This window comes from Murinocardiopsis flavida (genome assembly GCF_003014485.1).
Taxonomy (GTDB): domain Bacteria; phylum Actinomycetota; class Actinomycetes; order Streptosporangiales; family Streptosporangiaceae; genus Murinocardiopsis; species Murinocardiopsis flavida.
On sequence record NZ_PYGA01000011.1, the window covers coordinates 69,270 to 94,393 of the forward strand.

General features: G+C 73.5%; 27 protein-coding genes. 10 read left to right on the forward strand and 17 right to left on the reverse strand.

Annotated features, from left to right (window positions below; genetic code table 11):
* The first annotated feature begins 28 nt into the window (after positions 1–28).
* Complete coding sequence (locus CLV63_RS16125) at positions 29–646, forward strand: hypothetical protein (protein WP_106583857.1); 618 nt, start codon at positions 29–31, stop codon at positions 644–646.
* A gap of 418 nt (positions 647–1,064) precedes the next feature.
* Here CLV63_RS16125 and CLV63_RS16130 read toward each other — a convergent pair whose 3' ends face one another.
* From CLV63_RS16130 to CLV63_RS16140, 3 genes are all read right to left on the reverse strand, one after another.
* Positions 1,065–1,574: an FBP domain-containing protein gene (locus CLV63_RS16130; RefSeq protein WP_106583858.1), complete on the reverse strand. Its 510-nt coding sequence runs from the start codon at positions 1,572–1,574 to the stop codon at positions 1,065–1,067.
* Between the two features lie 242 nt (positions 1,575–1,816).
* Positions 1,817–2,245: an SgcJ/EcaC family oxidoreductase gene (locus tag CLV63_RS16135; RefSeq protein WP_106583859.1), complete on the reverse strand. Its 429-nt coding sequence runs from the start codon at positions 2,243–2,245 to the stop codon at positions 1,817–1,819.
* Between the two features lie 74 nt (positions 2,246–2,319).
* The gene (locus tag CLV63_RS16140; protein WP_106583860.1) at positions 2,320–2,787 is read right to left on the reverse strand and encodes an Lrp/AsnC family transcriptional regulator; all 468 of its coding nucleotides are present in this window, start codon (positions 2,785–2,787) and stop codon (positions 2,320–2,322) included.
* Positions 2,788–2,920: 133 nt separating this feature from the next.
* On the opposite strand from CLV63_RS16140, the gene pdhA reads away from it, so the two are divergent.
* The 3 genes from pdhA to CLV63_RS16155 all read left to right on the forward strand — a co-directional run bounded on the left by pdhA (position 2,921) and on the right by CLV63_RS16155 (position 6,620).
* Complete coding sequence (gene pdhA / locus CLV63_RS16145; RefSeq protein WP_106583861.1) at positions 2,921–4,102, forward strand: pyruvate dehydrogenase (acetyl-transferring) E1 component subunit alpha; 1,182 nt, start codon at positions 2,921–2,923, stop codon at positions 4,100–4,102.
* A 125-nt stretch (positions 4,103–4,227) separates the two neighbouring features.
* Positions 4,228–5,277, forward strand: coding sequence for an alpha-ketoacid dehydrogenase subunit beta (locus CLV63_RS16150; RefSeq protein WP_106583862.1), 1,050 nt, complete (start codon positions 4,228–4,230; stop codon positions 5,275–5,277).
* Positions 5,274–6,620 carry a dihydrolipoamide acetyltransferase family protein gene (locus tag CLV63_RS16155; RefSeq protein WP_106584014.1) on the forward strand — a complete coding sequence of 449 codons (1,347 nt, stop codon included), beginning with the start codon at positions 5,274–5,276 and terminating at the stop codon, positions 6,618–6,620. Before CLV63_RS16150 ends, CLV63_RS16155 begins: the two co-directional genes overlap by 4 nt.
* 37 nt (positions 6,621–6,657) lie before the next feature.
* Here the strand turns inward: CLV63_RS16155 and CLV63_RS34085 are convergent, their stop codons facing one another.
* Together CLV63_RS34085 and CLV63_RS16170 are read right to left on the reverse strand one after the other, a co-directional pair.
* Positions 6,658–7,533 (reverse strand): hypothetical protein, encoded by an 876-nt coding sequence (locus CLV63_RS34085; protein ID WP_211301336.1) that lies wholly within the window; start codon positions 7,531–7,533, stop codon positions 6,658–6,660.
* 463 nt (positions 7,534–7,996) lie between these two features.
* Complete coding sequence (locus CLV63_RS16170) at positions 7,997–8,203, reverse strand: hypothetical protein (protein WP_106583863.1); 207 nt, start codon at positions 8,201–8,203, stop codon at positions 7,997–7,999.
* A gap of 103 nt (positions 8,204–8,306) precedes the next feature.
* Here CLV63_RS16170 and CLV63_RS16175 point away from each other — a divergent pair, with 103 nt between their 5' ends.
* Positions 8,307–8,828, forward strand: a complete 522-nt coding sequence (locus CLV63_RS16175) for a CGNR zinc finger domain-containing protein (protein WP_245928849.1) — start codon at positions 8,307–8,309, stop codon at positions 8,826–8,828.
* Positions 8,829–9,153: 325 nt separating this feature from the next.
* Here CLV63_RS16175 and kynU read toward each other — a convergent pair whose 3' ends face one another.
* Entirely contained in the window at positions 9,154–10,395 is a 1,242-nt protein-coding gene (gene kynU / locus CLV63_RS16180; protein WP_106583865.1) for a kynureninase, read from the reverse strand.
* 209 nt (positions 10,396–10,604) lie between these two features.
* A complete protein-coding gene (locus tag CLV63_RS16185; RefSeq protein WP_170134235.1) occupies positions 10,605–11,483 on the reverse strand; it encodes a tryptophan 2,3-dioxygenase in 879 nt (292 codons plus the stop codon).
* A gap of 249 nt (positions 11,484–11,732) precedes the next feature.
* Between CLV63_RS16185 and CLV63_RS16190 the strand changes: the two genes are divergently transcribed.
* Both CLV63_RS16190 and CLV63_RS16195 read left to right on the forward strand, forming a co-directional pair.
* A complete protein-coding gene (locus CLV63_RS16190) occupies positions 11,733–12,173 on the forward strand; it encodes an Lrp/AsnC family transcriptional regulator (protein ID WP_106583866.1) in 441 nt (146 codons plus the stop codon).
* A gap of 98 nt (positions 12,174–12,271) precedes the next feature.
* Positions 12,272–12,550, forward strand: a complete 279-nt coding sequence (locus CLV63_RS16195) for a DUF4031 domain-containing protein (RefSeq protein WP_106583867.1) — start codon at positions 12,272–12,274, stop codon at positions 12,548–12,550.
* An 81-nt stretch (positions 12,551–12,631) separates the two neighbouring features.
* Here the strand turns inward: CLV63_RS16195 and CLV63_RS16200 are convergent, their stop codons facing one another.
* The 4 genes from CLV63_RS16200 to CLV63_RS16215 form a co-directional block, all read right to left on the reverse strand.
* A complete protein-coding gene (locus tag CLV63_RS16200; protein WP_106583868.1) occupies positions 12,632–13,288 on the reverse strand; it encodes an HD domain-containing protein in 657 nt (218 codons plus the stop codon).
* Between the two features lie 46 nt (positions 13,289–13,334).
* Positions 13,335–14,090 carry an ABC transporter permease gene (locus CLV63_RS16205; RefSeq protein ID WP_106583869.1) on the reverse strand — a complete coding sequence of 252 codons (756 nt, stop codon included), beginning with the start codon at positions 14,088–14,090 and terminating at the stop codon, positions 13,335–13,337.
* A gap of 187 nt (positions 14,091–14,277) precedes the next feature.
* Positions 14,278–15,249, reverse strand: a complete 972-nt coding sequence (locus CLV63_RS16210) for an ATP-binding cassette domain-containing protein (protein WP_106583870.1) — start codon at positions 15,247–15,249, stop codon at positions 14,278–14,280.
* Between the two features lie 279 nt (positions 15,250–15,528).
* The gene (locus tag CLV63_RS16215; protein ID WP_106583871.1) at positions 15,529–16,119 is read right to left on the reverse strand and encodes a PadR family transcriptional regulator; all 591 of its coding nucleotides are present in this window, start codon (positions 16,117–16,119) and stop codon (positions 15,529–15,531) included.
* Between the two features lie 285 nt (positions 16,120–16,404).
* On the opposite strand from CLV63_RS16215, the gene CLV63_RS16220 reads away from it, so the two are divergent.
* Both CLV63_RS16220 and CLV63_RS16225 read left to right on the forward strand, forming a co-directional pair.
* Positions 16,405–17,382 carry an ABC transporter ATP-binding protein gene (locus CLV63_RS16220; protein ID WP_106583872.1) on the forward strand — a complete coding sequence of 326 codons (978 nt, stop codon included), beginning with the start codon at positions 16,405–16,407 and terminating at the stop codon, positions 17,380–17,382.
* A gap of 5 nt (positions 17,383–17,387) precedes the next feature.
* On the forward strand, positions 17,388–18,179 hold the full coding sequence (locus tag CLV63_RS16225) for an ABC transporter permease subunit (RefSeq protein ID WP_146165575.1): 792 nt from the start codon (positions 17,388–17,390) through the stop codon (positions 18,177–18,179).
* A gap of 263 nt (positions 18,180–18,442) precedes the next feature.
* On the opposite strand, the gene CLV63_RS16230 is transcribed toward CLV63_RS16225, so the two are convergent.
* From CLV63_RS16230 to CLV63_RS16250, 5 genes are all read right to left on the reverse strand, one after another.
* Positions 18,443–19,108 (reverse strand): response regulator, encoded by a 666-nt coding sequence (locus CLV63_RS16230; protein ID WP_106583874.1) that lies wholly within the window; start codon positions 19,106–19,108, stop codon positions 18,443–18,445.
* A 356-nt stretch (positions 19,109–19,464) separates the two neighbouring features.
* Positions 19,465–21,222: a sensor histidine kinase gene (locus CLV63_RS16235; RefSeq protein WP_106583875.1), complete on the reverse strand. Its 1,758-nt coding sequence runs from the start codon at positions 21,220–21,222 to the stop codon at positions 19,465–19,467.
* 82 nt (positions 21,223–21,304) lie between these two features.
* A complete protein-coding gene (locus tag CLV63_RS16240; protein ID WP_106583876.1) occupies positions 21,305–21,991 on the reverse strand; it encodes a PhzF family phenazine biosynthesis protein in 687 nt (228 codons plus the stop codon).
* A 164-nt stretch (positions 21,992–22,155) separates the two neighbouring features.
* On the reverse strand, positions 22,156–22,476 hold the full coding sequence (locus CLV63_RS16245; RefSeq protein WP_106583877.1) for a winged helix-turn-helix domain-containing protein: 321 nt from the start codon (positions 22,474–22,476) through the stop codon (positions 22,156–22,158).
* On the reverse strand, positions 22,473–22,901 hold the full coding sequence (locus tag CLV63_RS16250; RefSeq protein ID WP_106583878.1) for a hypothetical protein: 429 nt from the start codon (positions 22,899–22,901) through the stop codon (positions 22,473–22,475). The genes CLV63_RS16245 and CLV63_RS16250 overlap by 4 nt, the downstream gene beginning before the upstream one ends.
* A 326-nt stretch (positions 22,902–23,227) precedes the next feature.
* Here CLV63_RS16250 and CLV63_RS16255 point away from each other — a divergent pair, with 326 nt between their 5' ends.
* A complete protein-coding gene (locus CLV63_RS16255) occupies positions 23,228–24,481 on the forward strand; it encodes an MFS transporter (protein WP_106583879.1) in 1,254 nt (417 codons plus the stop codon).
* A gap of 67 nt (positions 24,482–24,548) precedes the next feature.
* Here CLV63_RS16255 and CLV63_RS16260 read toward each other — a convergent pair whose 3' ends face one another.
* Complete coding sequence (locus CLV63_RS16260; protein ID WP_106583880.1) at positions 24,549–25,031, reverse strand: hypothetical protein; 483 nt, start codon at positions 25,029–25,031, stop codon at positions 24,549–24,551.
* Positions 25,032–25,124 lie beyond the last annotated feature (93 nt).

A 25,124-nucleotide genomic window follows, 5' to 3' on the forward strand; every position in this document is an offset into this window, starting at 1 on the left:
CGATCCCCCGACCCCCGAGATCGAGTCGATGAGTTCCGCACACACCGTCCAACGGACCGCCGGACCGCGCCGCCGCACCGCGGTCGCACTCACGGGCCTCGCACTGGCCACGGTCACCCTGACCGGCGCCTGCGCACTGCCCGGATCGGCGCCCGCCGCCGATGGGGCGCAGCCCGACCCCGGCGGCGACCCCGGGGTCAGCCCGACCGCCGAGCTTCCCGACGACGCGGGGGTGCACTCCAAGGACCCCGGTGAGCGCGCCGTCGCCGGCGGCACCTCCGACGTCGCCGAGTCGGAGCGGCCCACGCCCAGCCCCAGCCCCAGTCGCACGAAGAAGGGGACCCCTGGCGGCGGCGGGTTCCCGGCCGCCTACGCGGGGACCTGGAGCAGCCAGTGGTTCCGGCTGGAGCTGGAGAAGGGCGGCCGGAGCGCGGTGCTGCACCCGGCGAGCGGTGTCTGCACCTGGTCGCTGAGCCTCACCGGCGGCAGCGGCAGCGCGCGCAGCGCCACCGTCGACGGCTCGGGCGCGTGCGGGAAGCACGATCGCGCGGATCTCGCCCTCGACGGGTCCGACGCCCTCACAGTGACCCTCAAGGGCGGCACGGGCGACGACGCCGTCAAGGAGATCCCGCTGACCCGCGGCTGACCGCAGCGTCGCCGCCACCGGCCCGGACCTGCGGGGCGATGCCGGGCTACGCGGTGTTCCCGCGGCGGTGTTCTCCGGTCCGCAACGCGCCACCCTCGATTGCGGTGATCGGTAGTGGCCCATCGAAAAAGGATCATGACGCGGATCCTTCGCACCTTTCTTTCCGTTTCGGCGCGAAAGCTCCGCGAAACCGGTAGCTTAGCCGCATGGCCGGTTCCGATGCGGTTCCCCCCTCCTCGGATCCGGCCTAGGCGGAGGAACGCGTCCCCACTCGTTGGCGCGATGGGCGCCTGTACCCGCCGCGGCCGGCCCTGGAACGACCCACTCGCCCAGGGCCGGCCGCCACACCACCGTGCGCCGGGGCCGGTCGGCCGGGTCCCCGGTACCGCCGCGCCTCCCCTGCCTCCTCCACCTCCTACTACGCGGGCCCGCCGTCGAGGACGGTGTCCAGGAAGCGGCCGAGGTTGGCGAGCGCGCGGTCGAGCTTCTCCTCGACCGTGAGCGACTCCTCGTAGCGGCCGAGCCGCGTGGGTGTCCGCAGCCCCCGGACGTACAGCGGGCACGCGAGGTCGTCGCACATGTAGACCCCGACCGAGTTGCCGTCCCGCCCCGCCGCACCCGCGCGGGATGCCGTGAGCAGCGACACCCCGGAGCCGGAGTGCCCGGTGAGGCAGATCGAGCAGACGGTGGTCCTGGTGAGGCCGCCGCGGACGGGGGGCGGCACCCGCAGCGCGACGCCGACGAGCCCGCCGCCGTGCTCGGCGACGATGTGGCCGCGCTCCGGCGCGCCGGGGTCGCGCCAGCCCAGGAAGTCGAGGTCGGGCCAGGGGAGATCCGCGAAGTGCCGCGGCAGGCCGAGCCGGTTCGCCGCGCCCTTCGAGCAGTTCACGAAGGACGCGCGGATCTCTTTCTCACTGATGGGGTTCACGGGGGGCGAAGCTAGCAAAGCCGGAACGGCGTGTCGTGTGGTTTTTCCGCTGGTCTGCCGCTGGTCTGCCGCTGGTCTGTCCCGCCCCGCCCCAGGTCGCGCCGCGGACGGGCGGGCGCCCGCGGGGGCGGCAACGGGCACGGCCCGCCCCCGCGCGGTCCGCTCCGGGCCGCGAGGGCCCTCGCCGGCAGCGGCCGGGCGTTCCCGGGAGGGCGGCCCCGGCGCCCGTTCCCGACCGCTCGTCAGACGTCCACCACTCCGGTGTTCTGACCGGCCACGATGAGCCATCGACCGGCCTCCTTCGCCAGGACGAGCAGCGGGGTGCTCTCGAACTCGTCCTCGACCAGCGCACCGCCGACCGTCGACCACCGGCGCTGGCGCACCTTGACCGCAGCGACGTCCGGCCGGACGAACGTCACGTGGATCACCTCCAACGTGGTCTTCGCACCCTGCATCGCCCCGGGGAGCACCTTGTGCGTGAACGCCGAGATCTCGTCGCGGCCGAAGAGGCGCCGTCCGCCGCCCGTCGTCCAGGCCGCGTCCCGGCGGAACAGTGCGACGAACTCGTCGGGGAGCTCGTTCATCTGGGAGTGCTCGATCGCCGCGGCCACACCCTTCATGGCCTCGATGTCGGCCGCGCGGGCCCGCTCGTCACTGCTCATGGTCGTCATGGCGGTGAACCTAGATCCTCCAGCGCGCTTGAGGTCAACCCGCGGCGCCGCCGCCGACGCTCCCGCCGGTGGCGCTACTCCGGTCTCGGGGACGCGGCGTCGGGGCGGATGTCCGGTTCGTCGAGGATGAACATGGTCTGGGTGCTGCGGACCTCGGGGATGCGCTGGAGGCGCTCCAGCACGAAGGTGCGCAGTGCGGCGGCGTCGGCGACCCGGACGAGCAGCAGCAGGTCGACGTCGCCCGACACCAGCGCCGCGTGGTCGACCTCGGGGATGTGGCGCAGGTACTCGCGGAAGACCTCCCACGAGTGCTGCTCGATGCGCACCGACACGTAGGCCGACAGCCCGCGCCCGCACTTCTCCGGGTCGACGATCGCGGCGAACCCGCGGATGACCCCTTCGGAGCGCAACCGGTCGAGGCGGGAGTAGGCGTTGGCGCGCGAGATGTGCGACCGCTCGGCGACCGTGCGTATCGACATGCGGCCGTCGGCGCGGAGCAGGGCGAGGATCTGATGATCGACTTCGTCAAGCGCTACAGCCATGCGTCTTGCCTCACAACGCTGTGACCGGGCCCATTGTGGACGATCGGCCCGGATCGATCGCGGATCCGGCCATCTGACCACGATTACCGGCCCAGTATGGACACTATGACCCTCATCACCTGATATTCAAGACATGGAGCGCATAGACGACCGGCCCGAGGCACGGCTCGCACTTCCATCGGCCGAACCGATACGGCTCGTGGACCGTTCCGGCGGCCGCGTCCCGGGCGCACCGGTCCCGGCCCCCGATCCGCAGACCCTGGCGCGCCTGCTGCGGGCCATGGTCGTCGGCCGCCGCTTCGACCGCCAGGCCGGCGCGCTCGCCCGGCAGGGGCGCCTCGCCGTCTACCCCTCCTCCTTCGGCCAGGAGGCCTGCCAGGTGGGCGGCGCGCTGGCGCTCGCGCCCGCCGACTGGCTGTTCCCCACCTACCGCGACTGCGTCTCGCTGGTCGCCCGCGGTGTCGACCCCGTCGAGGTCCTCACCCTCCTGCGCGGTGACTGGCACAGCGGGTACGACCCCGAACGCCACCGCTGCGCGACCCAGTGCACGCCCCTGGCGACCAACGCCTCGCACGCCGTCGGCCTCACCTACGCCGCCCGCCGCAAGGGCGAGGACGTCGCGGCGCTCGTCCTCATGGGCGACGGTGCCACCAGCGAGGGCGACGCGCACGAGGCGTACAACTTCGCCGCGCTGTGGAACGCGCCCGTCGTCTTTTTGATCCAGAACAACCAGTGGGCCATCAGCGTCCCGGTGCGCAAGCAGTCCGCCGCGCCGACGCTCGCGCACAAGGCCATCGGCTACGGCATGCCGGGCGTTCGGGTCGACGGCAACGACGCCGCCGCCGTCCACGCCGTGGTCGACCAGGCCCTCGCCGAGGCCCGTTGCGGGCACGGGCCCACCATCATCGAGGCGATGACCTACCGGCTCGACCCGCACACCAACTCCGACGCGCCGCAGCGCTACCGGGACGACGACGAGTCCGAGCCGTGGCGCGAGCGCGACCCGATCGACCGCCTGACCGCGCTGCTGCGCGCCGAAGGGATGGTCGACGACGCCGCGCTCGCCGCGATGGCCGAGGAGGGCGAGCGGCTGGCGGCGCAGGTCCGCGACCGGCTCGCCGAGGACGAGGCGCCCGACCCCGAGTCGCTGTTCGCGCACGTGTACGCGACCGTGCCGCACGCGCTCGCACGCCAGCGCGCGACCCTGCGCGATGAGCTGCGCGGCGAACCGGACGAGGGGCCGCTCGGGGAACCGGGCGCAGGACTGCCCGCCGAGCTGCGCGGCGGGGCGCACGACGAACTGAAAGAGGTCTAGGCGCGTGGAACGGACTGCTTCTCGGTCAGCGCGGGCGGGCGCCCGCGGGAAAGGGGTCTAGCGCGTGGAACGGTCCGGTTCTCACCCAGCGCGGGCGGGCGCCCGCGGGAAAGAGGTCTAGGCGCGTGGAACTGTCTCTGGCCCAGGCGCTCAACCGGGCGCTGCGCGACGCACTGCGCGAGGATCCCGACGTGGTGGTCTACGGCGAGGACGTCGGACCGCTCGGCGGCGTCTTCCGGGTGACCGACGGCCTCACCGCCGAGTTCGGGGAGGAGCGCTGCTTCGACGCCCCGATCGCCGAGTCGGGGATCGTCGGGACCGCCATCGGCATGGCGATGAACGGCCTGCGCCCGGTGGTCGAGATGCAGTTCGACGCATTCGGCTATCCCGCGTTCCAGCAGGTCGTGTCGCATCTCGCGAAGATGCGCAACCGGACCATGGGCCGGCTCGGGCTGCCGGTCGTCGTCCGCGTGCCCTACGGCGGCGGCATCGGCGGCGTCGAGCACCACAGCGACTCCTCGGAGGCGTACTACGCGCACACACCGGGGCTGACCGTGGTCACCCCGGCGGGCCCCGCCGACGGCTACTCGATGCTGCGCGACGCCATCGCGCTCCCCGACCCCGTCATCTTCCTGGAGCCCAAGCGGCTGTACTGGTCCAAGGCCGAGGTCGGCGCCCCGGCGCGCACCGAGGCGCTCGACCGCGCCGTCGTCCGGCGCGCCGGATCCGATGTCACACTGCTCGCCTACGGCCCCACGGTCCCCACCGCGCTGGAGGCCGCCGAGGCCGCGCACGCCGACGGCTGCGCCGTGGAGGTCGTCGACCTGCGCAGCCTGGCGCCGTTCGACGACGCCACCGTCACCGCGTCGGTGCGCCGCACGGGGCGCGCCGTGGTGGTGCACGAGGCGTCGACGTTCGGCGGGTACGGCGCGGAGGTCGCCGCCCGCGTCACCGAGCAGTGCTTCCACTACCTGGAGGCGCCGGTGCTGCGCGTGGGCGGCTTCGACATCCCCTATCCCCCGCCCAAGCTCGAACACCTCCACCTGCCCGGTGTCGACCGGATCCTGGACGCGATCGCGCGCTTGCAGTGGGAGTCCGGCTGGACCCCCGGCGCGGCGCCGGGCGGGCCCGCGGGCGCGGGCCCGGCGCTGCCCGCGGCGAGGAGCACGTCGTGAGCGGCCGCGACTTCCTGCTGCCGGATCTCGGCGAGGGCCTGGCCTCGGCCGAGATCGTCACCTGGCTGGTGGCCGAGGGCGACACGGTCGGCATCGACCAGCCGGTCGCCGAGGTAGAGACGGCCAAGGCCGTGGTGGAGGTGCCGTGCCCGTTCGCCGGGCGTGTCAGCAGGCTCCACGGCGCGCCCGGTGACACCGTCGCCGTCGGCGCCCCGCTCATCAGCATCACGGCCACGGCGCCGGAGCCCGCCGCAGGACTGGGCGAGCCCGGCGTCGTCGTGCCCCGGTCCCGGGGGCCCGCGGAGAACGGCCGCGGCGGCAATGGCGCCGCCGCGGGGGAACCCGGCTCCGGAGCGGTCCTCGTGGGCTACGGCACGGGCGCGGGGACGCCGCGCCGCAGGCGCGGCCGGCAGGTCCCCGGCATGGACGGGTCCCGGACAACGGAGTCCCGGGGCCCGTCCGACCGCGCGGCGGGACACGAGCGGATCGCGGTGGTGTCCCCGCTGGTGCGCCGGATCGCCCGCGAGAACGGCATCGACATCGCGTCGGTGCCCGGCACGGGCGAGCGCGGCCTGATCCTGCGCCGCGACGTCATGGACGCCGTTGCGCGGGCGGGCACGCCCGCACCCGCCGGACCGGCGCGCACCGGGCCGGTGCGGCGGGTTCCGCTGCGCGGGGCGCGGGGCGCCATGGCGGAGAAGCTGAGCCGGTCGCGCCGGGAGATCCCCGAGGCGACCGTGTGGGTGGACGTCGACGCCTCCGGCCTGCTCGACCTGCGCCGGGCGCTGAACGAGGCCGATCCCGGCCGGCCGGTGGGCCTGCTGGCCCTGGTGGCGCGGTTCTGCCTGCTGGGCCTGGCCCGCTATCCGGCGCTGAACTCCCGCGTCGACACCGAGCGCGCCGAGGTGCTGCACTACGCCGATGTCAACCTGGGGTTCGCCGCGCAGACGCCGCGCGGGCTGCTGGTCCCGGTGGTGCACGGCGCCCAGGCGATGTCCACCAGGGAGCTGGCGGCGGCGTTGGGCGCGGCGACCGAGTCGGCGCGCGCCGGGCGGCTGCGCCCGGCGCAGCTCACCGGCGGCACGTTCACCGTCAACAACTACGGCGTCTTCGGTGTGGACGGCTCGGCCGCGATCATCAACCACCCGGAGGCGGCGATCCTCGGCATGGGCCGCATCGCGAAGCGTCCGTGGGTGGTGGGCGACGACCTGGCCGTGCGGCCCGTCACCGAGCTGACGCTCGCGTTCGACCACCGGGTCTGCGACGGCGAGCAGGCGGGCGGGTTCCTGCGGTTCGTCGCCGACTGCGTGGAGCGGCCGGCGATCGCCCTGGGCGAGGTGTGACCCCGGGACACGGGGGTCCACACGCCGCCGTCGGCCGCTACGCGGTCTCCGCCTCGCTGCGGGATCCGAACCGGGTGAACAGGTTCGGGCGGCGGTGCCGGCCCGAGAACCGCTCGGCGATGTTGCGCCGGTTGGCCAGGTAGGCGGCTCCCGCGAGAGCGGCGACGAGGAGCATGGTCAGGCCGCCCGCTGCGACGGGCAGGTCCTCGGAGACGTTCGCGACCTCGTGCACGGAGCCGGACTGCGTCCCACCGGAGCCGCCGGACCCGTTGGAGCCCGCCGGCGCGGCAGCGGCGTCGAGGTGATCGTCCATCGCCTCGGTCCGGCTGGCGGCGGCCCCGTCCTTGAGATCCTGCTGGTTCTCCTGGATCTGCTTCTTGGCGGCCGCCTCCTGCTCCTTCTTCTCTTCCTTCTTCTCCGCCTTCTGCTGCTCCTGCTCCTTCTTCTGCTGCTGCTCCTTCTTCTGCTCCTCGGTGGGTTCGTCGGAGACAGCGTCGGTGCAGGGGCTGTCGGGGGCGCCCATGGGGTGCGGTGCACCCTCCTTGCCGGCGCCGTCGCCCCACTCGGTGATGTGGTACTCGACGTCTTCGAGGTGGCCCTCGCCGCCGCTGACGGTGAGGCTTTCGGAGTCGAAGGACTGGCCGGTCAGTTCGGCGAAGGTCTCGCCGTCCATGTCGAGGAGGACACCGCAGTCGGCCGCCGGGTCGCCGGGGCCGCGGTCGCCGATGAAGAAGTCGGCCTTCTTGCCCTTGTACTCGACATAGCCCTCGGTGCCGAGGGGCCAGCTGGGGCTCGCGAAGAGGCCCTTCTGCATCGGCTCGCCGGACGCGGGAGCGCCGGTGTCGCCGTTGATGCCGGAACCGTCGTCCCAGAAGTAGGACGATTTGACTTCGCCGTGCTGAATAGAGCTCATGAGTGAGAAACCAGGGTTGGGAGCGGGGTGTCGACCTGGTACATAAGGCGCATTTCGGTCATCCATGGCCGTGCTGAAGACACCGGCCGACCGGATGGCACGCGAACGAGTGCCGCGTGCGATAGGTGGTGGACCACCGCTGGGGTGGGTGACCCGACGAGTCGTGACTCGTCCCCTGAACGGGATGGGGGCTCATGCGCCCTGGAGAACCGAATGGCCTGCCAGGATCGACATCAGTTCGCGAACAGCCGGATACCGACTAGGTCACGAACCGATCACGAAGGACTCTAGCCCACGGTCAAGCAAAGCGTGCCCCTCCGAACATAAAACTACAGAGCGTGCACAATCGGGCACAGGTCAAGTGTCGCCCAGCAGAAACCAAATGTTCGCCATAGCAGGCTTTTCGACCCATTGCCACGTGCGCCACACGCGACACAGCACACATCAATGAGTGACCCAGGTCTCAGTTCCTGCTCGACGGTTCGGGGTACCCGCCGGGCCCGCCCGCAGAGGGCCCCGCCGAATCCACCCTCCTGCGCCCGCATGGGCAGCGCAGGTAGCGCACGATCCCCTGCGTCGTGTAGTGGGAGGACTCCACCACGGCCGCGTCGGCGGGGCCGCCGCACGCCCCGCACACCCTGATCGCGAACCCGACGAACTCCTGATCCATGCCCGCCCCACCGCTCCCCTGCGGCCACCGGACGCTGCCGTGGCGGCAGCGGCGCGCGAGGCTCGCGCCGGGCCGCGTCCGACCAGCGTGCTGTAATGTCCTTGTGCATTTCAACACTTACGGAGGGACCGGCGCCTCCGTCGCCGTCGACCTGCTCAACGCCGCCGACCGCAGCGCCGCCGCGCTCGTGCCCGTGCTCCGCGCGAACGAGATCGTCCGGCCCGACATCGACGCCGACCAGGCACGGCGGCTGATGGCGTGGATCGAGCGCCTCCGCCCGTTGTTCGGCGAACCCGACCGGGACGCCCAGATCGCCCTCATCAACCAGCTGCTGCGCGAATCGGCCACCTGCGTGCAGGTCTCCACCCACGACGGCGCGGCGCCCCACCTGCACTACGTCAGCCAGGTCCACGACACCGCGGAACGGCTCCGGGGGACCACGGCCGGCGGGCTGGCCGTCGCCATCTGCGGGGCGGGCGGCGACCGCCTCGGCTGCTGCGCGCGCGACGGCTGCCCGACCGTGTTCATCGACACATCCCGCAACGGGCGCCGCCGGTTCTGCTCGGTGACCTGCGCAAACCGGGTCAACGTCGCGGCACACCGCGCCCGTTCGGCGGTCACGTGACCCGGGCGGCCCGCACGATGCTCAGGTGGCCCGGGCCCGCCGGTGCTCCGCTGACCCGCCCGAACTTGGTGCCCAAATGACCCGGCTCACCCGGTGTTCCGGTGACCTGGGCCCGCCCGAACTTGGTACTCAAGTGACCTGGCCCACCCGGTGTTCCGGTGACCTGGGCCCGCCCGAACTTGGTACTCAAGTGACCTGGCCCACCCGGTGTTCCGGTGACCTGGGCCCGCCCGAACTTGGTACTCAAGTGACCTGGCCCACCCGGTGTTCCGGTGACCTGGGCCCGCCCGAACTTGGTGCTCAGGTGACCTGGCCCACCCGGTGTTCAGGTGACCTGGGCCCGCTCGGCGAACGCCGGGTCGCGCCACTCCCCCGACTCCACCACCGCAACCAGGGCGCTCGCCGCGTCGAAGACGTCGACGTAGCGCAGGTACAGCGGGGTAAAACCGAACCGCAGCACATCGGGGTCGCGGAAGTCGCCCACGACCCCCCGGGCCGCCAGCGCCCGCACCATCGCGTACCCGTCGGGGTGGCGCAGCGCCACCTGGCTGCCGCGCCGCTCGTGCTCACGCGGAGTGAGCAGGCCCAGCCCGGCGCGTTCGGTGACGGCGATGAACAGGTCGCCGAGTTCCAGGCTCTTGGCGCGCAGCAGCGCCATGTCGACCCCCGCGAACACGTCCAGGCCCGCCTCCAGCGCCGCGTCGGCCACCAGCGGCTGCGAGCCGCTGAGGAACCGGCTGACGCCCTCGGCCGGTGCGTACTCGGCGGTGAAGTCGAACGGGCGGGCGTGGCCGTGCCACCCGGTCAGCGGCTGCCGCGCCGCGGCGTGGTGCCGCTCGGCGGCGAAGGTGAAGGCCGGGGCCCCGGGGCCGCCGTTGAGGTACTTGTAGGTGCAGCCCACCGCGAAGTCGACGCCGCACGCGTTCAGCTCAACGGGCAGCGCACCCACGCTGTGGCACAGGTCCCAGACGACGAGCGCGCCGTGCTCGTGCGCGAGGCGGGTGATCCCGGCCATGTCGCGCAGCTCCCCTGTGCGGTAGTCGACGTGGCTCAGCAGCAGCACAGCGGCGTCGCCCGGTTCCAGCGCCGCCCTGATCGCCGCGGCGTCGGCGCGGTCGACCCGGCGCTCGCGCGCGCCGCACAGCTCCGCCGCGCCCTGCGTCATGTAGAGGTCCGTAGGGAAGTTGCCCGCCTCCCCCACCACGACGTCGCGGCCCGGGTTCAGGCGCAGCGCCGCGACGAGCGTCTTGAACAGGTTCACCGAGGTCCCGTCGCCGACGACGACCTCGTCCGGCCAGGCCCCCACGAGCGGGGCGATCTTCGCGCCGAGCGCGCGCGGCTTGTCCCACCACCCCGCGTCGTTCCAGCTCGCGATGAGGTGGTGCCCCCACTGGCGCTCCACGAGGTCGGCCACCCGCCCCGGAGCGGCTTTGGGAAGGGCGCCCAGCGAGTTGCCGTCGAGGTAGACGATCCCCTCGGGCAGGGTGAACTCGGCGCGCAGCCCCGCCAGCGGGTCGGCCGCGTCGCGCTGCTCGCACCAGGCTCGGGTGGCCGGGATGCTCGCCATCGTGTGCTCCTTCGGGTCTGCCGCGGAACCGGCGGCGGGCGGGAACGGCGCTGCCAGTGTGTTGCCAGTGCTGCCTGTGCTGCCTGTGCTGCCAGGACTGCCAGGACTGCCAGGGCCCTCAGGACTGTCAGGGCACTCAGTGCCACCAGAGTCGCCGGTGCCGTCAGGGCTGTCGGGACAGTCAGGGCTGTCAGGACCGTCGGACGGGGTCAGATCCGCGTCCGCAACGACCATAGTTCGGGGAACACGTCCACCGCCGCATTGCGGGCCAGCCACGCCATTCCGCTCGACCCGCCGGTGCCGCGCTTGGCGCCCATGGCCCGCTTCACCGCCATCAGGTGCCGGTGCCGCCACCGCGTGACCCGCTCCGCCGTGTCGAGCAGGGTCTCGGCGAGGAGGAGCAGGTCGTTGTCCGACCGCTCGTCGGCGTAGACCGCCGCCCACACCCGCTCCACGGCGGGGTCGGGTTCGGCGGGCCGGGTGAAGTCGCGGTCGACCCGCCCCGCCGGGACCGGCAGCCCGCGGCGGTGCAGCAGGCGCAGCGCGGCGTCGTGGAGGCCGGGGGCGCGCAGTGTGCGCTCCAGGTCGGCCCGCACCCCGGGGTCGGCCCGGTGCGGGCGGACCATGGCCTCGGCCTTGTTGCCGATCAGGAACTCCAGGTGCCGGTAGCCGTAGGACTGGAACCCCGACGCCTCGCCGAGCCGGTCGCGGAAACGGGTGAACTCGTTGGGGGTCATCGCGCCCAGCAGGTCCCACGAGGCGATCAAAACGTCCTGGGCGCTCGCGCCGCGCCGCAGCGCGGCGACGGCCACCGGCACGTCGTCGGCCTCCAGCGCGTCGCGTGCGATCTCCCACTCGTGCCGGATCAGGGCGAACAGCAACTCCATGACCTGGGTCGAGACCAGGAACGTGGTCTCGGCCGGCTCATCGGTGCGGGTGCGCTGAAGGGACAGCAGGGTGGTGATCGCGCCGTACTCGGCGTAGGGAGTGCCGGCGTCGAAGGCGAGCGAAGGCCGCCCGTCTCCATCGGAACCGGCCCGCCGGGAATCGGCGCCCTTACCGGACGCGTGTCGGACGGAGACCATCATCGCTCCCCTTTCCTTCGCCGCTGGGCGCCGCCTGTCCGCCCCGGCTCGCGGAACGGAGCGGCGCGGCGGATGCGGCCGCGGGACCCGCCGGTCCGGCCTGGTGCGCGGACCTGCCCCGCGGGCTCCGCTGCGGCGCCCTTTCAGGATGAACCCATTCACTCCGGGACAGAAGGGGCGATGCCCGTCGATACGGCGACACGACCTTGCGTTCGGAACCGATCGGACACTGCTGCCTTATGATCGGCAGTCATGGTGGATCACGTCGACTGGCGCATCCTCGCCGAACTCCAGGGCGATGCGCGGCTGTCCTACAACGAGGTGTCGCGGCGGGTCAGGCTGTCCGCGCCCGCGGTCGCCGAGCGCATCCGCCGTCTGGAGGAGAGCGGGGTCATCACCGGTTACCACGCCCACGTCGACCCCGCCGCCGCCGGGAACCCGGTCACCGCGCTGGTCCACATGCAGTGCTACGGGCCGCTGTGCCTACTGCGGGACGAGGCGGCCCTGCGCGCCCCCGAGATCCTGCGGCTGCACCGGGTCACCGGCGACACCTGCTGCGTGCTGCTCATCGGCGTCCGATCCATGGCCCACTTCGAGCAGGTCATCGACCGGCTCGCCGACCACGGGCGGCCGTCGTCCACCATGGTGCTGTCCACACCCGTGCCGTGGCGCGCAGTCGACGGCCCCGCCTGAGCCCCCGATCCCCCGATCCCTCCGAGATCACTGGGCCCTCTGAGACCCCTGGGCCGGGCCGGACCCGCGCGGTGCGCCGGTTCGCCTACCGTCGAGGGGTGAGCATCCTCATCGACCCGCCCGTGTGGCCCGGCCCCCGTGGCCTGCTGTGGTCGCACCTGGTCAGCGACTCCTCCTTCGCGGAACTGCACGCCTTCGCGCGGCGCCTGGGGATTCCGGAGCGCGGTTTCCACCGCGACCACTACGACGTCCCCGAGGACCGGTACGACCACGCCGTGCGCCTGGGCGCCGAGGCGGTTCCCGCCAGGGTGGTCGTGGCCCGGCTGCACGCGGCCGGGCTGCGCCGCCGCAAGCACGGCAGGGCGCTCGCCCCGTAGCACCGCGCGGGCCAGCGGGCGTGCGGGCACCGCGCGGGACGGCGGGCGCCGCCCCGGCCGCGCGGCGGCGCCCGCGCCGGGTCAGGTGGTGGCCGACTCCAGCAGGGCGATCTCGGCGGCGACGTTGGCGCGGGCGCGCCGCTCCCAGCGTTCGCGCCCGTGCTCGGTGCCGAACAGCGCCGGGCGGTCCAGCAGCGACCGGAGGACGGCGGCGCGGCCGACCCGGAAGTCGGCGTCGGCCACGTGCGCGTACTCCGCCCGGACCGCCGCCGCGTACTCGGCGTACTCCGCTCCGGTGCCCGCGAGCACGGCGAGGTCGGCGTCGAACAGCACGGCGGCGTCGCGGTCGGCCGGGTCGGCGGCGTGTCGCGCGGTGGCCCGGACCAGGCGGGCCACCGCCGCCGTGCGCGCGGCGCCGATGCCGCACCGCGGCAGCAGCCGCTCGGCGAGCAGCGCGCTGGCCTCCTCGTCGGCGCCGGGCTCGCCCTGGTACACGGCGTCGTGGAACCAGGCGGCGAAGCGCACGGTGTCGGGGTCGGCGGCGGACCCGCTGAGCAGGTCCACCGCGGCGAGCACCGCCCGGAGGTGGTCCTGCCCGTGGTAGCGGCGGTGCGGCTCGGCCCACCGGGCGAGCAGCTCGGCGCCCACGTGCGCCGCGGCGGGGCCCGCGAGCCGCCGCCACGCCGCGCTCAGGTCGGCGGTGCCGCCGGTCGGCTCTTGCCCCGTGGTGTGTCCCATGGCCCCGATTGTCGCCGACGCCGCGCCCGGGGGCGAGGCGGCGGCGTCACGCGCTGATGCGCCGCATCGAGCGGGCGCCCACGAAGAGCGCCGCCGCCGTCAGCGCGAGCGCCACGAGCCAGCCGGCCAGGACCGCGACGTCGCCGAGCTCGCCGCCGAACAGGGCGCGCTCCGCGTCGACCACGTAGGCCACCGGGTTCGCCCGCGACAGCGCGTACAGCCACGGCGGGGCCAGCTCCATGGGCAGCAGCACCCCGGACAGCAGCATCAGCGGCATGATCACCGTTTGCAGCGCCCCGGCGAACAGGTACGACTGCTTGAGGACCATCGCCGTCAGGTAGGACAGCGTGCCCAGTCCCACGCCGAGGAGGGCTGCCAGTGCCAGTCCCGCCACCACACCGGCCGGTGAGGGTGCGAAGCCGAGCGGGACGACCAGCAGCACGATGATGACGGCCTGCACGAGCAGCACCACCACGTCGCGCATGACGCGCCCGAGGAGCAGGGAGACCCTGCTCATGGGCGTCGCCAGCAGCCGCTCGTGCGCGCCGGAGGTGAGCTCCGGCAGCAGGCCGAACCCGGCGAACGCCGTCGTGAACAGGGTGAGCATGACCAGCAGGCCGGGGATGAACTGCTGCCAGGACGCCCCCGCTCCGGCGCCGGGCAGCCCCGACAGCAGGGGCGCGAACAGCACCAGGTAGAGCATGGGCTGGAGCATCCCGAAGACGAAGATCGCCACCGGTTGGCGCATCGTGGGGCGCATCTGCCGAACGAAGATGATCCAGGTGTCGCGAAAGATCTGCATCAGGGCCTTCCAAGAGGTGGGTTCGGCCGCGCGGCCCCGGCGCCCGCCGGGGGCAGGGAGCGGGCCGCGCCGGCGGGCGTTGCGGGAGTCGGCACCGGCCGCACGCGCGGGGTGCCGGAGGCGGCGGACGGCGCGGGGCCGCCGCAGAGGGCCGGGGCCGGGGTGGCGCCGTGCCGGGGACGGCCGCTCATCCGTCCCCCTCGCGCAGGCTGCGGCCGGTGAGGGAGAGGAAGACGTCGTCGAGCGTCGGCCGCTGCACCCGGACCGTGCGCAGGTCGACTCCTGCGGCATCCAGCGAGCGGAGGAGCTCGGGCAGCACCGCGTCGCCGCGCTCGACCCGCAGGCGCACCTCCGGGTCGCCGCTGACCGGCACCTCGACCGACACCGAGTTCGCCGAGGGGACGCGCTCGGCGACCTCGGCGCCGGTGCGGGCCTGCGCCTCGTCCGCCGCGGCGAAGGTGATCAGGTCGCCCGAAACCTTGCCCTTCAGCTCGTCACCGGTGCCGTCGGCGATGACCCGGCCGTGGTCGATCACGAGGATCCGCTCGGCGACCCCGTCGGCCTCGTCCAGGTAGTGCGTCGTCAGCACGATCGTGGTGCCCGACTCGGCGCGCAGCCGTTCGATGTGCTCCCACAGGTTCGCGCGGCTGTGCGGGTCGAGGCCGGTCGAGGGCTCGTCCAGGAACAGCAGCTCAGGGCGGTGGATCAGGCCCATCGCGATGTCGAGGCGGCGGCGCTGGCCGCCCGAGAGCTTGGTGACGATCCGGTCGGCGGCGGCGTCGAGCTCCAGCATCTCCAGCAGCTCGCCGGTGCGGCTGCGCGCATCCGCCTTGCCGAGCCCGTAGCAGAGGCCCTGCGTGTACAGCTCGTCGCGGGCGCGCTGGTCCTCCCCGGCGCCGTGGCCCTGGCCGACGAAGCCGATCCTGCGGCGCACCTCGTTGGGCGCCGTGGCGATGTCGTGCCCCGCCACGGCGGCGGAGCCCGATGTCGGCGCGAGCAGGGTGGTGAGCATCCGCAGGGTCGTCGATTTGCCCGCGCCGTTGGGGCCGAGGAGGGCGACGAGTTCGCCCTTTCCCACGTCGATGTCGACGCCGCGCACCGCCTCGACGGTCGCCTTCTTCACGCGGAAGTGCCGCGTGAGCCCTCTCGTGTGGATCATCCATGCCTCCCGTATTCAAACTTGAATGATGAGGCGAGTATGACGGATCCACGCGAAGGCATGCAAACTTTAATATCGGGTGGTGCGATGCGCGACAGGTTTTCGGCGCGTCAGCGCGGCGCACCCCGCCGCCGCTCGGCACCGGGCGCGGCAGCGCGGGCCGCGCTCCGGATCCCGCTGGTCACACGGCCGGATCGGGGCCCGCCTGCACCGGGGGCGGCACCGGGTGCGGCGCGCGCCGGGTCCCGCCGACCAGAAGACCGACCAGGGATCGGACGGTCAGGCGGTCCGCTCGGGGAGGCCGAACGCGCCGGGGCCGTCGTCGGCCATGACATAGCGCCCGGATTCGAGCGCGGCGATGAGGGAGCGCGTCCATGCGGCCCCCGCCTCGACCGTGCCCAGCCACAGACCGAACAGCTCCCGCACATGCTCGGGCTTGCCCCACTCCTCGGTCTGGCCGGTGTGACCGGTCAGCTCGGCGCGGGTCTGCTCCAGCGCTGCCAGCCGCTCCTTCAGCAGCCCGACCACCTCGGCGCGCGGCAGGGAGCACATCAGGGTGACACCCGCGCACAGCAGCCCGTGGTCGTCGCCCGCGTGGCGCAGCGCACCACGCAGCAGCGCGTGCAGTTCGGCGTCGCCCGCTGCGGTCAGCTCATAGGAGGTGCGGTCGACCACCTCGTCGCCCTCGACGACGAGCGTCCGCAGCCTGCCCTCCTTGGTGAGCTGGCGCAGCGCGTGATAGATGGAGCCCCACTTGACGTTGGCCCACTGCTCGGTCCCCCAGGACAGGAGTTCGCGGCCGATCCGGTAGCCGTGCGTGCGCCCCTGCATCCGCACCACGCCCAGAACCAGCAGTCGCGTCGCCGACATCGCCGCTCCCACTCAAGTTTGAGTCCATGCCAGGGGACCAGATTATTCGACGCTCCCGCTCCCCGCGTCCTTGCCCGCGCCAGTGCCAGTGCCAGTGAGGGCGTCAGTGCCCGCGTCGTGGCCCGCGGCTCCTACCAATGGCCCGATCGACCCCCTACCTGGGGCCGTTCGCCACCCCACCCTCCCCTACGAAAGTGGGGGAACGCCGGTACCGAACGCGTGATGCGCCGATGACCTGCACCTTTCTAGGTTTGTTGGTACAACGACGCGAAGGAGCCAGGACACATGATCAACCTTCGGGGCCTGACCAAGCGCTACGGGGACAAGGTCGCGGTCGACGCGCTCACCCTCGACATCGCACCCGGGTCCGTCACCGGCTTCCTCGGGCCCAACGGCGCCGGGAAGTCCACCACAATGCGGATGATCCTGGGGCTGGACCGGCCCACTGCCGGGCAGGCGCTCATCAAGGGCCGCCCCTACGCCGAACTGAAGCACCCCATGCGCGAGATCGGCGCCCTGCTGGACGCCAAGGCCGTGCATCCCGGCCACACCGCACGTACTCACCTCACGGCGATGGCGCGCAGCAACGGGATCCCCGTGTCCCGGGTGGACGAGGTGATCGAGACCGTCGGCCTCACCGAGGTCGCCGGAAAACGCGCGGGCACGTTCTCGCTGGGGATGGGCCAGCGGCTCGGCATCGCAGGGGCCCTGCTGGGCGACCCCGAGATCGTCATGTTCGACGAACCCGTCAACGGCCTCGACCCCGACGGCGTCCGATGGGTCCGCGACCTGATGCGCGCCCTCTCCGCCGAAGGGCGGACCGTGTTCGTCTCCAGCCACCTGATGAGCGAGATGCAGCACACCGCCGACCAGCTCGTGGTGATCGGACGCGGCAAGGTCATCGCCGACGCGCCGATCGCCGAGGTCATCGCCACCAGCTCCGTCAACGCGGTCAAGGTCCGCACGCCGCGCGCCCACGAGCTCGCCCAGCAGCTCGCCGTGACCGGCGCCCGGATCGACCGCACCGCCGAGAACGAACTCATCGTCACCGGCTCGACCATCGAGCGGGTCGGCGAGATCGCGCACCAGATCGGCGCCCTCCTGCTGGAACTGAGCCCGCGCTCCGCCTCCCTTGAGCAGGCGTACATGGAACTGACGGCCGCCAGCGTCGAATACGGCGCCCCGGCACCCCCGGGCGCCGCCGACCGGGCCGACTGGTCCGACCACAACGGGGCCGACCAGCGCCAGAAAGAGCAGGTGTGACCACCATGGCAGCAACGACCGCGCCCACCACCGCCCGTACCCGGCCGGTCCCCGCCCAGGGCGGCGGGTTCGGCGGCGCCCTCGCCGCCGAGTGGATCAAACTGCGGGGGCTCCGATCCACCTGGACCTGCATCGGCCTGACCCTCGCCATGGCGGCCGGGATCGCGCTGCTCGGCACCTACACCATGGTGCAGAACGGCATGACCGGGATGGACGCGAACGCGCTGACACCGACGGTGATCATGATCCCGCAGTTCGCCCTCATCACCCTCGCCGCGCTGCTGATCACCGGCGAGTACGCGACCGGCTCGATTCGCACCACGCTCACGACCGTGCCGCGCCGCGGGTCGGCCCTCGCGGCGAAGGGCGTCATCCTCTCCCTCGTCGCACTCACGACCGGCGCGCTCGTCGGCCTGCTGAGCGCCCTGATCACCATCGGTGTGGCCGGGTCTGACGGGATCACCACCGCGGGCCTGACGCACGGGATCGGGGGGACGGCGGCCTACTCCGTCGCCGTCTCGCTGTTCGTCCTGGGGCTGGGGGCCGCGCTGCGCAGCACCGCGGGGACGGTCGCGACCACCATCGCCGTGGTCATGGGGATCCCGATGATCGCCACGCTCGTCGGCAACGAGGTCCTGAACACCGTCAGCGAATACTCCCCCACGAGCGCAGGCATGGTGCTGATCGGCGGCGGCGCCGATCCCTACGGCTGGCCCGTGGCGCTCATGGTCCTGGTCGCGTGGGCCTGCGCGGCGGTCGCGGCGGGGTACGCGCTGCTGCGCGGCCGCGACGCCTGACATCCCATAGCCCTGGCATCCCATAGCGGAGCCGGGGACGGGTGCGCCCGTCCCCGGCTCCGCTATGGGGGCGGGCCGCTCCGCGGGAAGGGCGGCCATACCGTCCGTTCCGGCCATGCCGACCGGCGCCGCCCTACCGTCCGCGCCGCGGTCGCCCACCCGTGCGCCTGCCTGCTGCGGGCGCCCGTACGCCTACCCGCTCCGCGCCCGTGCACCAGCCTCCTGCGCAAGCCCGTGCGCCTGCCCGCTGCGCCCGGCCGGACTCACCCCGCCTCGCGGCCGCGCACCAATCCCGCCTCGTAGGCCACGATCGCCGCCTGGACCCTGTTCTTCACGTCCAGGCGGTTCAGGATGGCACTCACGTAGCTCTTCACCGTGCCCTCCACGACGTAGAGGCGGTTCGCGATCTCGGCGTTCGACAGGCCCTCACCGAGCAGCGCGAGCACCTCCTGCTCGCGCGCCGTCAGCGCCTCGACCTGGCGGCGCGCCTGCGTGCCGCGCGTCATCAGCCCGCCGCTCAGCTCGCTGATGACGCGGTGCGCGACCCGCGGGGAGAGGTAGGCCGCGCCGTCCGCCGCCGCGCGCACACCGGCCAGCAGCTCCTTGGGGTCGCCCGCCTTGAGCAGGAAACCCGACGCGCCCTCGCCCAAGGCGGTGGCGATGTACTCGTCCTCGCCGAACGTGGTCAGGATGAGCACTGCGGTGTCGGGGACGGAACGGCGCAGTTCCGCGGTCGCGGCGAGCCCGTCGAGCCGCGGCATGCGGATGTCCAGCAGGACGACGTCCGGCCGGTGCCTCGCGGCGAGCTGCACCGCCTCGCGCCCGTCCGCGGCCTCGGCCACCACGTCGATCTCCGGGTCCGATCCGAGGATGGCCCGGACACCGGCCCGGATCATCGCCTCGTCGTCTGCAATCAGGACACTGATCACTCGGTTCCGTCCTCAGGTCGTGTCTCGCGGGTCACGTCTATTGGGTCACGTCTCTTGGGTGATGTCTTTTGGGTGGTGTCTCGCGGGTCGTGCGCGGATCCGCGCCCCCGCACGGCCCCGCCGCGCCGCCCGGGCGGCGCGGATCGGACACCGGCCGGGCCCGAACGCCCGACCAGGAGCACCCTCCCAGACCAGCGCCAGTCCGGGGCGCACCCAGGTGGCACTTCGTCACGCCCGCTGCGCGGCCTTGCCGCAGGGCGAGCTGCCGGTGGACGCCGAAAGCAGCACCAGACGCGGCGGGTGGGCCGGTCTGCGCGCTCCGTCCCGATGTCCGATGCATCCCTGGACCGCGCCGGTCACCGGGTGCCGGTGGGGCGGCCGCGCGGGCTGGGTTCGACGGTGCTCTCGGTCTCCGCGGTTGCCTCCGACGCCGGGTCCTCCCTCGCCGAGCGCGGGTCGTACGCGTCCTTCGCCCGCAGCCGGCCGTCCTCGAAGCACAACCGGTACACCTCGTAGGGAGGTTCGTCGTTGGTGAACAGCACGCCGTTGGACCGGTAGTACGAGCAGCGCGCCCCCTCGGGCCGCTGCGGTTCCCGCACGGTGAACCGGGCGTCGTACTCGGTCTCGGGGAGCACCTCGACCACCCGCTCCTCCGGTTCGCCGACGCGCAGCGCCGCGAAGTCCTCCGGCGGCAGGGTCGACTCGGCGTCCTGGAAGATCGCGAGGCCGAGGGCCGTGGCGACGCCGACGATGCCGACCACCACCGGCAGGGCGATCATCGCGATCAGCCCCTTGCGCATCCGCTGCTGGGCGATCCGCAGGTCGCGGTAGGTGTCGTCCTCGGGTCCCGGCTCGGGGTCGGCGGCTGCCAGGGTCTGGTCGGGCAGCGGGAACAGGGCTGCGACCTCGAACCCCCCGTCGCCGGTCGGCCCCGAGTGCAGTGTCCCGCCGGCCAGCCGGACGCGTTCGGCGAGGCCGATGAGCCCGCGGCCGCCCCCGGGGCCGAACGGGAGCGGGCCGGCGGGCGGCGCGGCGTTGCGCACCGCCACCCGCACCCCTTGGTCCCCGCCGCGCACCCGCACCTGGACGGCTGCGCCGGGAGCGTGCTTGGTGGCGTTGGTCAGCCCCTCCTGGACCACCCTGTACGCGGCGCGGTCGGCCATCGGCCCGAGGTCGACCTCGTCGCCCTCGCGGGCGAGCCGCACGTCGACCCCTGACGCGTGGGCGCGCTCCACCATCGCGGCGATGCCCTCGTCAGCGGGCTCCCGGGGGACGGGGTCGGACTCGTCGCGCAGCACCCCGATGATCTCGCGCAGCCGGTCGGTCGCCGTGACCGCGCCGGCGCGCAGTTCGCCCGCAGACTCGCGGTGGCGCTCGTCGAGGTCCTTGGCGAGCTCCAGCGCCCCCGCGCGCAGCGCGATGAGGCTGAGCTCGTGCCCGAGGGAGTCGTGCATGTCCTGCGCGATCCGGGCGCGTTCGCGCAGCCGCGCGTCGTCGGCGTGCATCCGGCCCTCGCGCTCCGCCTGCTTCGCCCGCTGCCACCCGGCGAACATCAGCTCCTGGCGCTGGCGCCGGTAGTTGCCCATCAGCCATGGCAGCACCACCCCGCACAGCACCAGGGCGACGGCCGACGGGACGGAGTCCAGCGGCTCCGCCTCGAACGCCAGCGTGACCGCACCGGCCAGCAGCGCCAGCAGGAACCACACGACGGAGGTCCAGGTGCGCACGGTGCGCCGGCCCGCCAGGTAGCACATCACCAGCACGGCCATCAGGAACGTCGGCAACACGAGGGTGCACAGGAAGGACGCCGCGGCCGACACCTGCGGGCGGGAGCGGTTGACGGCGACGATCGCGGCGAGGACGCCGAGCCAGGCGCCGACGTAGCCGACGGCGGCCGACCACCGGATCTCGGGGACCGCCGCGTCGAACCCGACATCGCCGATTCCGGTCACGATCAGGTTCGGCAGGACCGTCACCGCAAGCACGGCGAACAGCAGCAGGTCGAGCAGGACCGTGCGCCGGGTGCGGTGCACGTCGAGCGGCCGGAGCAACTCGCGTACCGGCCCCCACTGGGGGGATCCGTCCGCACCGCCCCCCGCCGGTGTGGTCGTCATGGGGACGACGCTACATCGGAGTCGGACGGCGGCGGCACCGACGAAGGTCGACACCGGGGGGCGACCTTCGTCGCCCCCGGCCTCAGCCGACCGGGTAGTCGCGTGTCTCCAGGTAGGCCACCCTGCCGCCGATGTCGACGGTGCCGCCCGGGCCTGGCACGGCGTCGATGCGCGAGCCGACGCCCTGGCGGATGACGAGGGGGCGGCCGAGCTGCGCGCACAGGCGCATGGCGGCGGATCCGGTGGCTTCGTCCTCGACGACGCCGAGGTCGTGCGCGAACAACCGGACGCGGACCCGCCCCGCGGCCTCGTCCTCCCAGGCCCAGGCGTGCAGGCCGGCCGCACCGCCGTCGTCGGCGGTCAGCGCGTCGACGTCCGCGGGCGCGTCGAACTGGCGGGTGGCGAACTCGGGGGCCCAGTCGGGGTCGGCGCGGAACCAGGTGCGGCCGGCCTCGGACCAGGTGGTGACCTCGCCCGCAGGCGGGCGCAGCGTGGACACGCGGTGCCCTTCGCGGTCGAGCAGCCAGGCGGTGCCGACGAGCGGGTGCCCCGCCAGCGGCAGCTCGTTCGCGGGGGTGTGGATGGTCAGCTCCGCGGTCGCGGGGTCGGCGACGAAGACGGTCTCGGAGAAACCGAGGTCGGCGGCGATCCGCTGGCGCTGCTCGGCGGGCGGCCGCCCGGCGTAGAGGAAGACGCCGAGCGGGTTGCCGCCCTGGTCGTCGTCGCCGAGGAAGACCGTCACAACGTGGAGGGTGGTTCGCGCAGGCATGCGGCTCACTATGCCAGTCGCGGCCGCGCTGCGCGGTGCGGGCACCCCGCGGGAGGCGCTGGGCCCGGCGGGGGTGTGCCGGTGGGTCGGCGGCTTGGTCGGTACTGGTGAGGCGGTCGGTGGAGTGGTCGGTGCCGGGCGGCCGGTGAATCGGTCGGCGGTGTTCAGTCGGTCGTGTTCAGCGGTTCCTGGACGCCCGCTGCGATGTCGCGGAGCGCCTGGACGTGGCGGTCGAAGGCGGACCGCCCCTCGGGGGTCAGCGCCAGGTAGGTGCGGGGACGGCGGCCGACGAAGGTCTTGCGGACCTTGACGTACCCGGCGGATTCGAGGGTCGACACCTGCTTGGACAGCGCGGAGTCGGAGACCTCGACGGTGTCGCGGACGAACTTGAAATCGGCCTGGTCGGCGGCTGCGAGCGCGGCGACGATCGAGAACCGGACGGGCGCGTGGATGACGTCGTCGAGCTTGGCGCGCGGGTGCCTCATGCCTGGGGCTCCGCCGCGATCGCGTGGGCGTAGGCGGCGGCGATGAACGGCGGTATCGCGCAGAGCGCCGCACCGGTCCCCCACCACCACGCTTCCCCGGGGAAGAACGCGGCGCCCACGACGACGGTGCCGGTGTAGAGCACCGACCAGCACCCGATCATGGCGAGGTGCAGCCGGCCGAACCGCAGCGGCGACACCGGCTGCCGGTAGGCGTACACCGAGAGCCCGCAGACGGCGACGACCCACAGCGGTGTGACGACGCCGACGGTGATCGGCGTGGGGAACAGGCCCACCCCGAGGGTGAACACGAACGTGAGCACGCCGTAGACCGCGGCGTAGCCGGCGTACCAGCGCCCGTGCCGGCGCACACGGGAGTTGACGTCCTGCGCCGCCACCAGGGCTTCGAGTGCTTCCTCGCGCTGCATTGGGGCTCCGATCGGCCGTGCGGCCATCATCGTCTCTCTGCGGTCGGCCCTCGCGGCGTCCCTGCTGTCTCCAGGTCGCCGGTCTCCAGGCCCCTTACTGTTGCCAGGATCGCACATACTTTCCAATTTGGCAAGTACTTGCCACATCCGCCAACGGTCCCGATTCCGCCGGAACCCGGGGTACCGCGGGCAATCGCCCTGTGGTGGGATGTGCGAGGAACCCCCGTCCGACCACCGCCGCACAGCACGGCCCGGTCGGAACGCGGCGGATCGCGACGCCGAGTCGCCGGATACCAGGATCGGGCGTCGCGCTGAAAGGGAGTCTCATGTCCCCCCTCGCCACGCTGCGACGTATGCACGCGATCGCGGGCGCGCCACTGCTGATCGCCTCGTTCCTGGCACGCCTGCCCGTATCCATGGCCCTGATCGGCACCCTCACGCTGGTGACCGTCGAGACCGGCAGCGTCGCCATGGGCGGCCTCGTCTCCGGGGCCTTCGCCCTGGGCGAGACCATCGGCGGTCCGGTCATCGCCCGCTTCGCCGACCGGCGCGGCCAGCGGCCCGTGGTGCTGCTGTGCTCGCTGCTCGACGCCGCGCTGATCGGCGCGCTCGTCGTCGCCGTCTTCGCCGACATCCCCGCCCCCGGCCTCATCGCGCTCGCCGCACTGGGCGGCCTGCTGATGCCGCAGATCGGCCCGCTTGCGCGGTCCCGGTGGATCGCCATCGCCACGCGCCGCGCCGCCGGCGAGGCCCCCGGGGAGCGCGAGCGGTCCGTCTCCGCCGCCATGTCCGTCGACGGCGTGCTGGACGAGTCGGGGTTCGTCATCGGCCCCGCCCTCGTCGGCGTGCTCGCTGTCGCGGTGAACCCGGCGGCGAGTGTCGTGGGCGCCGCGGTGCTCATGGGCGTGTTCGGCGCGCTGTTCGCCGTGCATCCCACCGCCCTGCCCGGAGCGCCGTCCGCGCCCGGCGGCGCCCACCGGCTCACCCGCCTCCCGCTGCTGGTCCTCACCCTGCCGATGTTCTGCCAGGGACTGTTCTTCGGCGGCACGTCCACCGGGGTGACCGCGTTCAGCCAGGAGATCGGCCACGCCGACCTCTCCGGCCTGATGTACGCGGTGATGGGGGTGAGCAGCGCGGTCGCGGGGCTCCTGATGGCGTCCGTTCCGCCCCGCGTCACGCTGACGACCCGGCTGCGGCTCGCGGCGCTCACCCTGAGCGCGTGTTCGCTGCTGCTGCTCGCCGCGCCGGGCCCCGGCACCCTGGTCGCCGCGATGCTGCTCCTCGGCTGCGGGATCGGCCCCCACGTCGTCACCCTGTTCTCGCTGTGCGAGCGCGCCGCCCCCGCGCCCCGGCTGGCGCAGGCCATGACCATCATGCTGAGCAGCCTCATCCTCGGGCAGTCGCTCGGTTCGGCCGTCGCCGGGCGCCTCGCCGAGGACGTCGGCCACCAGGGCGCCTTCGCGCTCACCGCCGGGGCGGCGACCGCAGCGCTGCTGGCAGCGGTGGCGGCGGTGCGCACCCGCTGGTACACCAGCCCCGCCGGCCGCGACCACGAGGCGCACGCACCCGCCCGCCCCTGATCCCGCCGACCCCTGATCCCGACCACCCCGGTCGGCCTCTCCGGTCAGTCTTGGCCGGTCGGCGCGCCTAGGAGCCGCCGGGCGCGGCCCCGAGGGCGACCGCGGGCTCGCGGGGGCCGGCGCGGAGCGCGCGGACCCCTTCCTCGGCGCCCTCTGCCGGGACACCGCCGATCAGGCCGCGGTGCCAGAGCCGGCGGCCCGCCACCTCGCGCAGCAGCGCCGCGTAGGCGCTGAGCACCTCGGCGTCCAGCGGGGCGACCGGGCGGTCCGGGTCGGCGTCGAAGCGGTCCGGAGCGGTGTCGAAGCGCTCCAGGTGGCGGGCGAGCACGAAGGAGACGACCGCGAGGCGCGCGCCGACCGGCCCGCGGGCCAGGTACGCCAGGATCCGGCGGCGGACCTTGGCCGCGTGCGCCGCGGTCCACGCACCCTTGCCGCGGGTGGCCCTCGCGATGCGCCTTGCGGCCCTGCGCTCCGAACGCCGAACCGGCCAGCGCCCGGTGGTGCGGTCCGCCCCGGCCACGCGGATCACTTCGGCGGTGGGTGTCGTCATGCGTCTGATCCTGCGACGGCCCGGGCCGGAGGGCGCGTCCGACACGCCGTCCGCGCCGGTAGGCCGCCCGCCGTCCGGTCGCGAAGCGCAACC

Excerpts from the sequence above, each read along its gene's own strand:
- pdhA (WP_106583861.1), top strand. The coding sequence starts at position 2,921 with ATGGAGCGCATAGACGACCGGCCCGAGGCACGGCTCGCACTTCCATCG.
- CLV63_RS16225 (WP_146165575.1), top strand. The coding sequence starts at position 17,388 with ATGGCAGCAACGACCGCGCCCACCACCGCCCGTACCCGGCCGGTCCCC.
- CLV63_RS16255 (WP_106583879.1), top strand. The coding sequence starts at position 23,228 with ATGTCCCCCCTCGCCACGCTGCGACGTATGCACGCGATCGCGGGCGCG.
- CLV63_RS16185 (WP_170134235.1), bottom strand. The coding sequence starts at position 11,483 with ATGATGGTCTCCGTCCGACACGCGTCCGGTAAGGGCGCCGATTCCCGG.
- CLV63_RS16140 (WP_106583860.1), bottom strand. The coding sequence starts at position 2,787 with ATGGCTGTAGCGCTTGACGAAGTCGATCATCAGATCCTCGCCCTGCTC.
- CLV63_RS16200 (WP_106583868.1), bottom strand. The coding sequence starts at position 13,288 with ATGGGACACACCACGGGGCAAGAGCCGACCGGCGGCACCGCCGACCTG.
- CLV63_RS16190 (WP_106583866.1), top strand. The coding sequence starts at position 11,733 with ATGGTGGATCACGTCGACTGGCGCATCCTCGCCGAACTCCAGGGCGAT.
- CLV63_RS16205 (WP_106583869.1), bottom strand. The coding sequence starts at position 14,090 with ATGCAGATCTTTCGCGACACCTGGATCATCTTCGTTCGGCAGATGCGC.
- CLV63_RS16260 (WP_106583880.1), bottom strand. The coding sequence starts at position 25,031 with ATGACGACACCCACCGCCGAAGTGATCCGCGTGGCCGGGGCGGACCGC.
- CLV63_RS16245 (WP_106583877.1), bottom strand. The coding sequence starts at position 22,476 with ATGAGGCACCCGCGCGCCAAGCTCGACGACGTCATCCACGCGCCCGTC.
- CLV63_RS16235 (WP_106583875.1), bottom strand. The coding sequence starts at position 21,222 with ATGACGACCACACCGGCGGGGGGCGGTGCGGACGGATCCCCCCAGTGG.
- CLV63_RS16250 (WP_106583878.1), bottom strand. The coding sequence starts at position 22,901 with ATGCAGCGCGAGGAAGCACTCGAAGCCCTGGTGGCGGCGCAGGACGTC.
- CLV63_RS16240 (WP_106583876.1), bottom strand. The coding sequence starts at position 21,991 with ATGCCTGCGCGAACCACCCTCCACGTTGTGACGGTCTTCCTCGGCGAC.
- kynU (WP_106583865.1), bottom strand. The coding sequence starts at position 10,395 with ATGGCGAGCATCCCGGCCACCCGAGCCTGGTGCGAGCAGCGCGACGCG.
- CLV63_RS16215 (WP_106583871.1), bottom strand. The coding sequence starts at position 16,119 with ATGTCGGCGACGCGACTGCTGGTTCTGGGCGTGGTGCGGATGCAGGGG.
- CLV63_RS34085 (WP_211301336.1), bottom strand. The coding sequence starts at position 7,533 with ATGAGCTCTATTCAGCACGGCGAAGTCAAATCGTCCTACTTCTGGGAC.
- CLV63_RS16170 (WP_106583863.1), bottom strand. The coding sequence starts at position 8,203 with ATGGATCAGGAGTTCGTCGGGTTCGCGATCAGGGTGTGCGGGGCGTGC.
- CLV63_RS16220 (WP_106583872.1), top strand. The coding sequence starts at position 16,405 with ATGATCAACCTTCGGGGCCTGACCAAGCGCTACGGGGACAAGGTCGCG.
- CLV63_RS16135 (WP_106583859.1), bottom strand. The coding sequence starts at position 2,245 with ATGACGACCATGAGCAGTGACGAGCGGGCCCGCGCGGCCGACATCGAG.
- CLV63_RS16125 (WP_106583857.1), top strand. The coding sequence starts at position 29 with ATGAGTTCCGCACACACCGTCCAACGGACCGCCGGACCGCGCCGCCGC.
- CLV63_RS16210 (WP_106583870.1), bottom strand. The coding sequence starts at position 15,249 with ATGATCCACACGAGAGGGCTCACGCGGCACTTCCGCGTGAAGAAGGCG.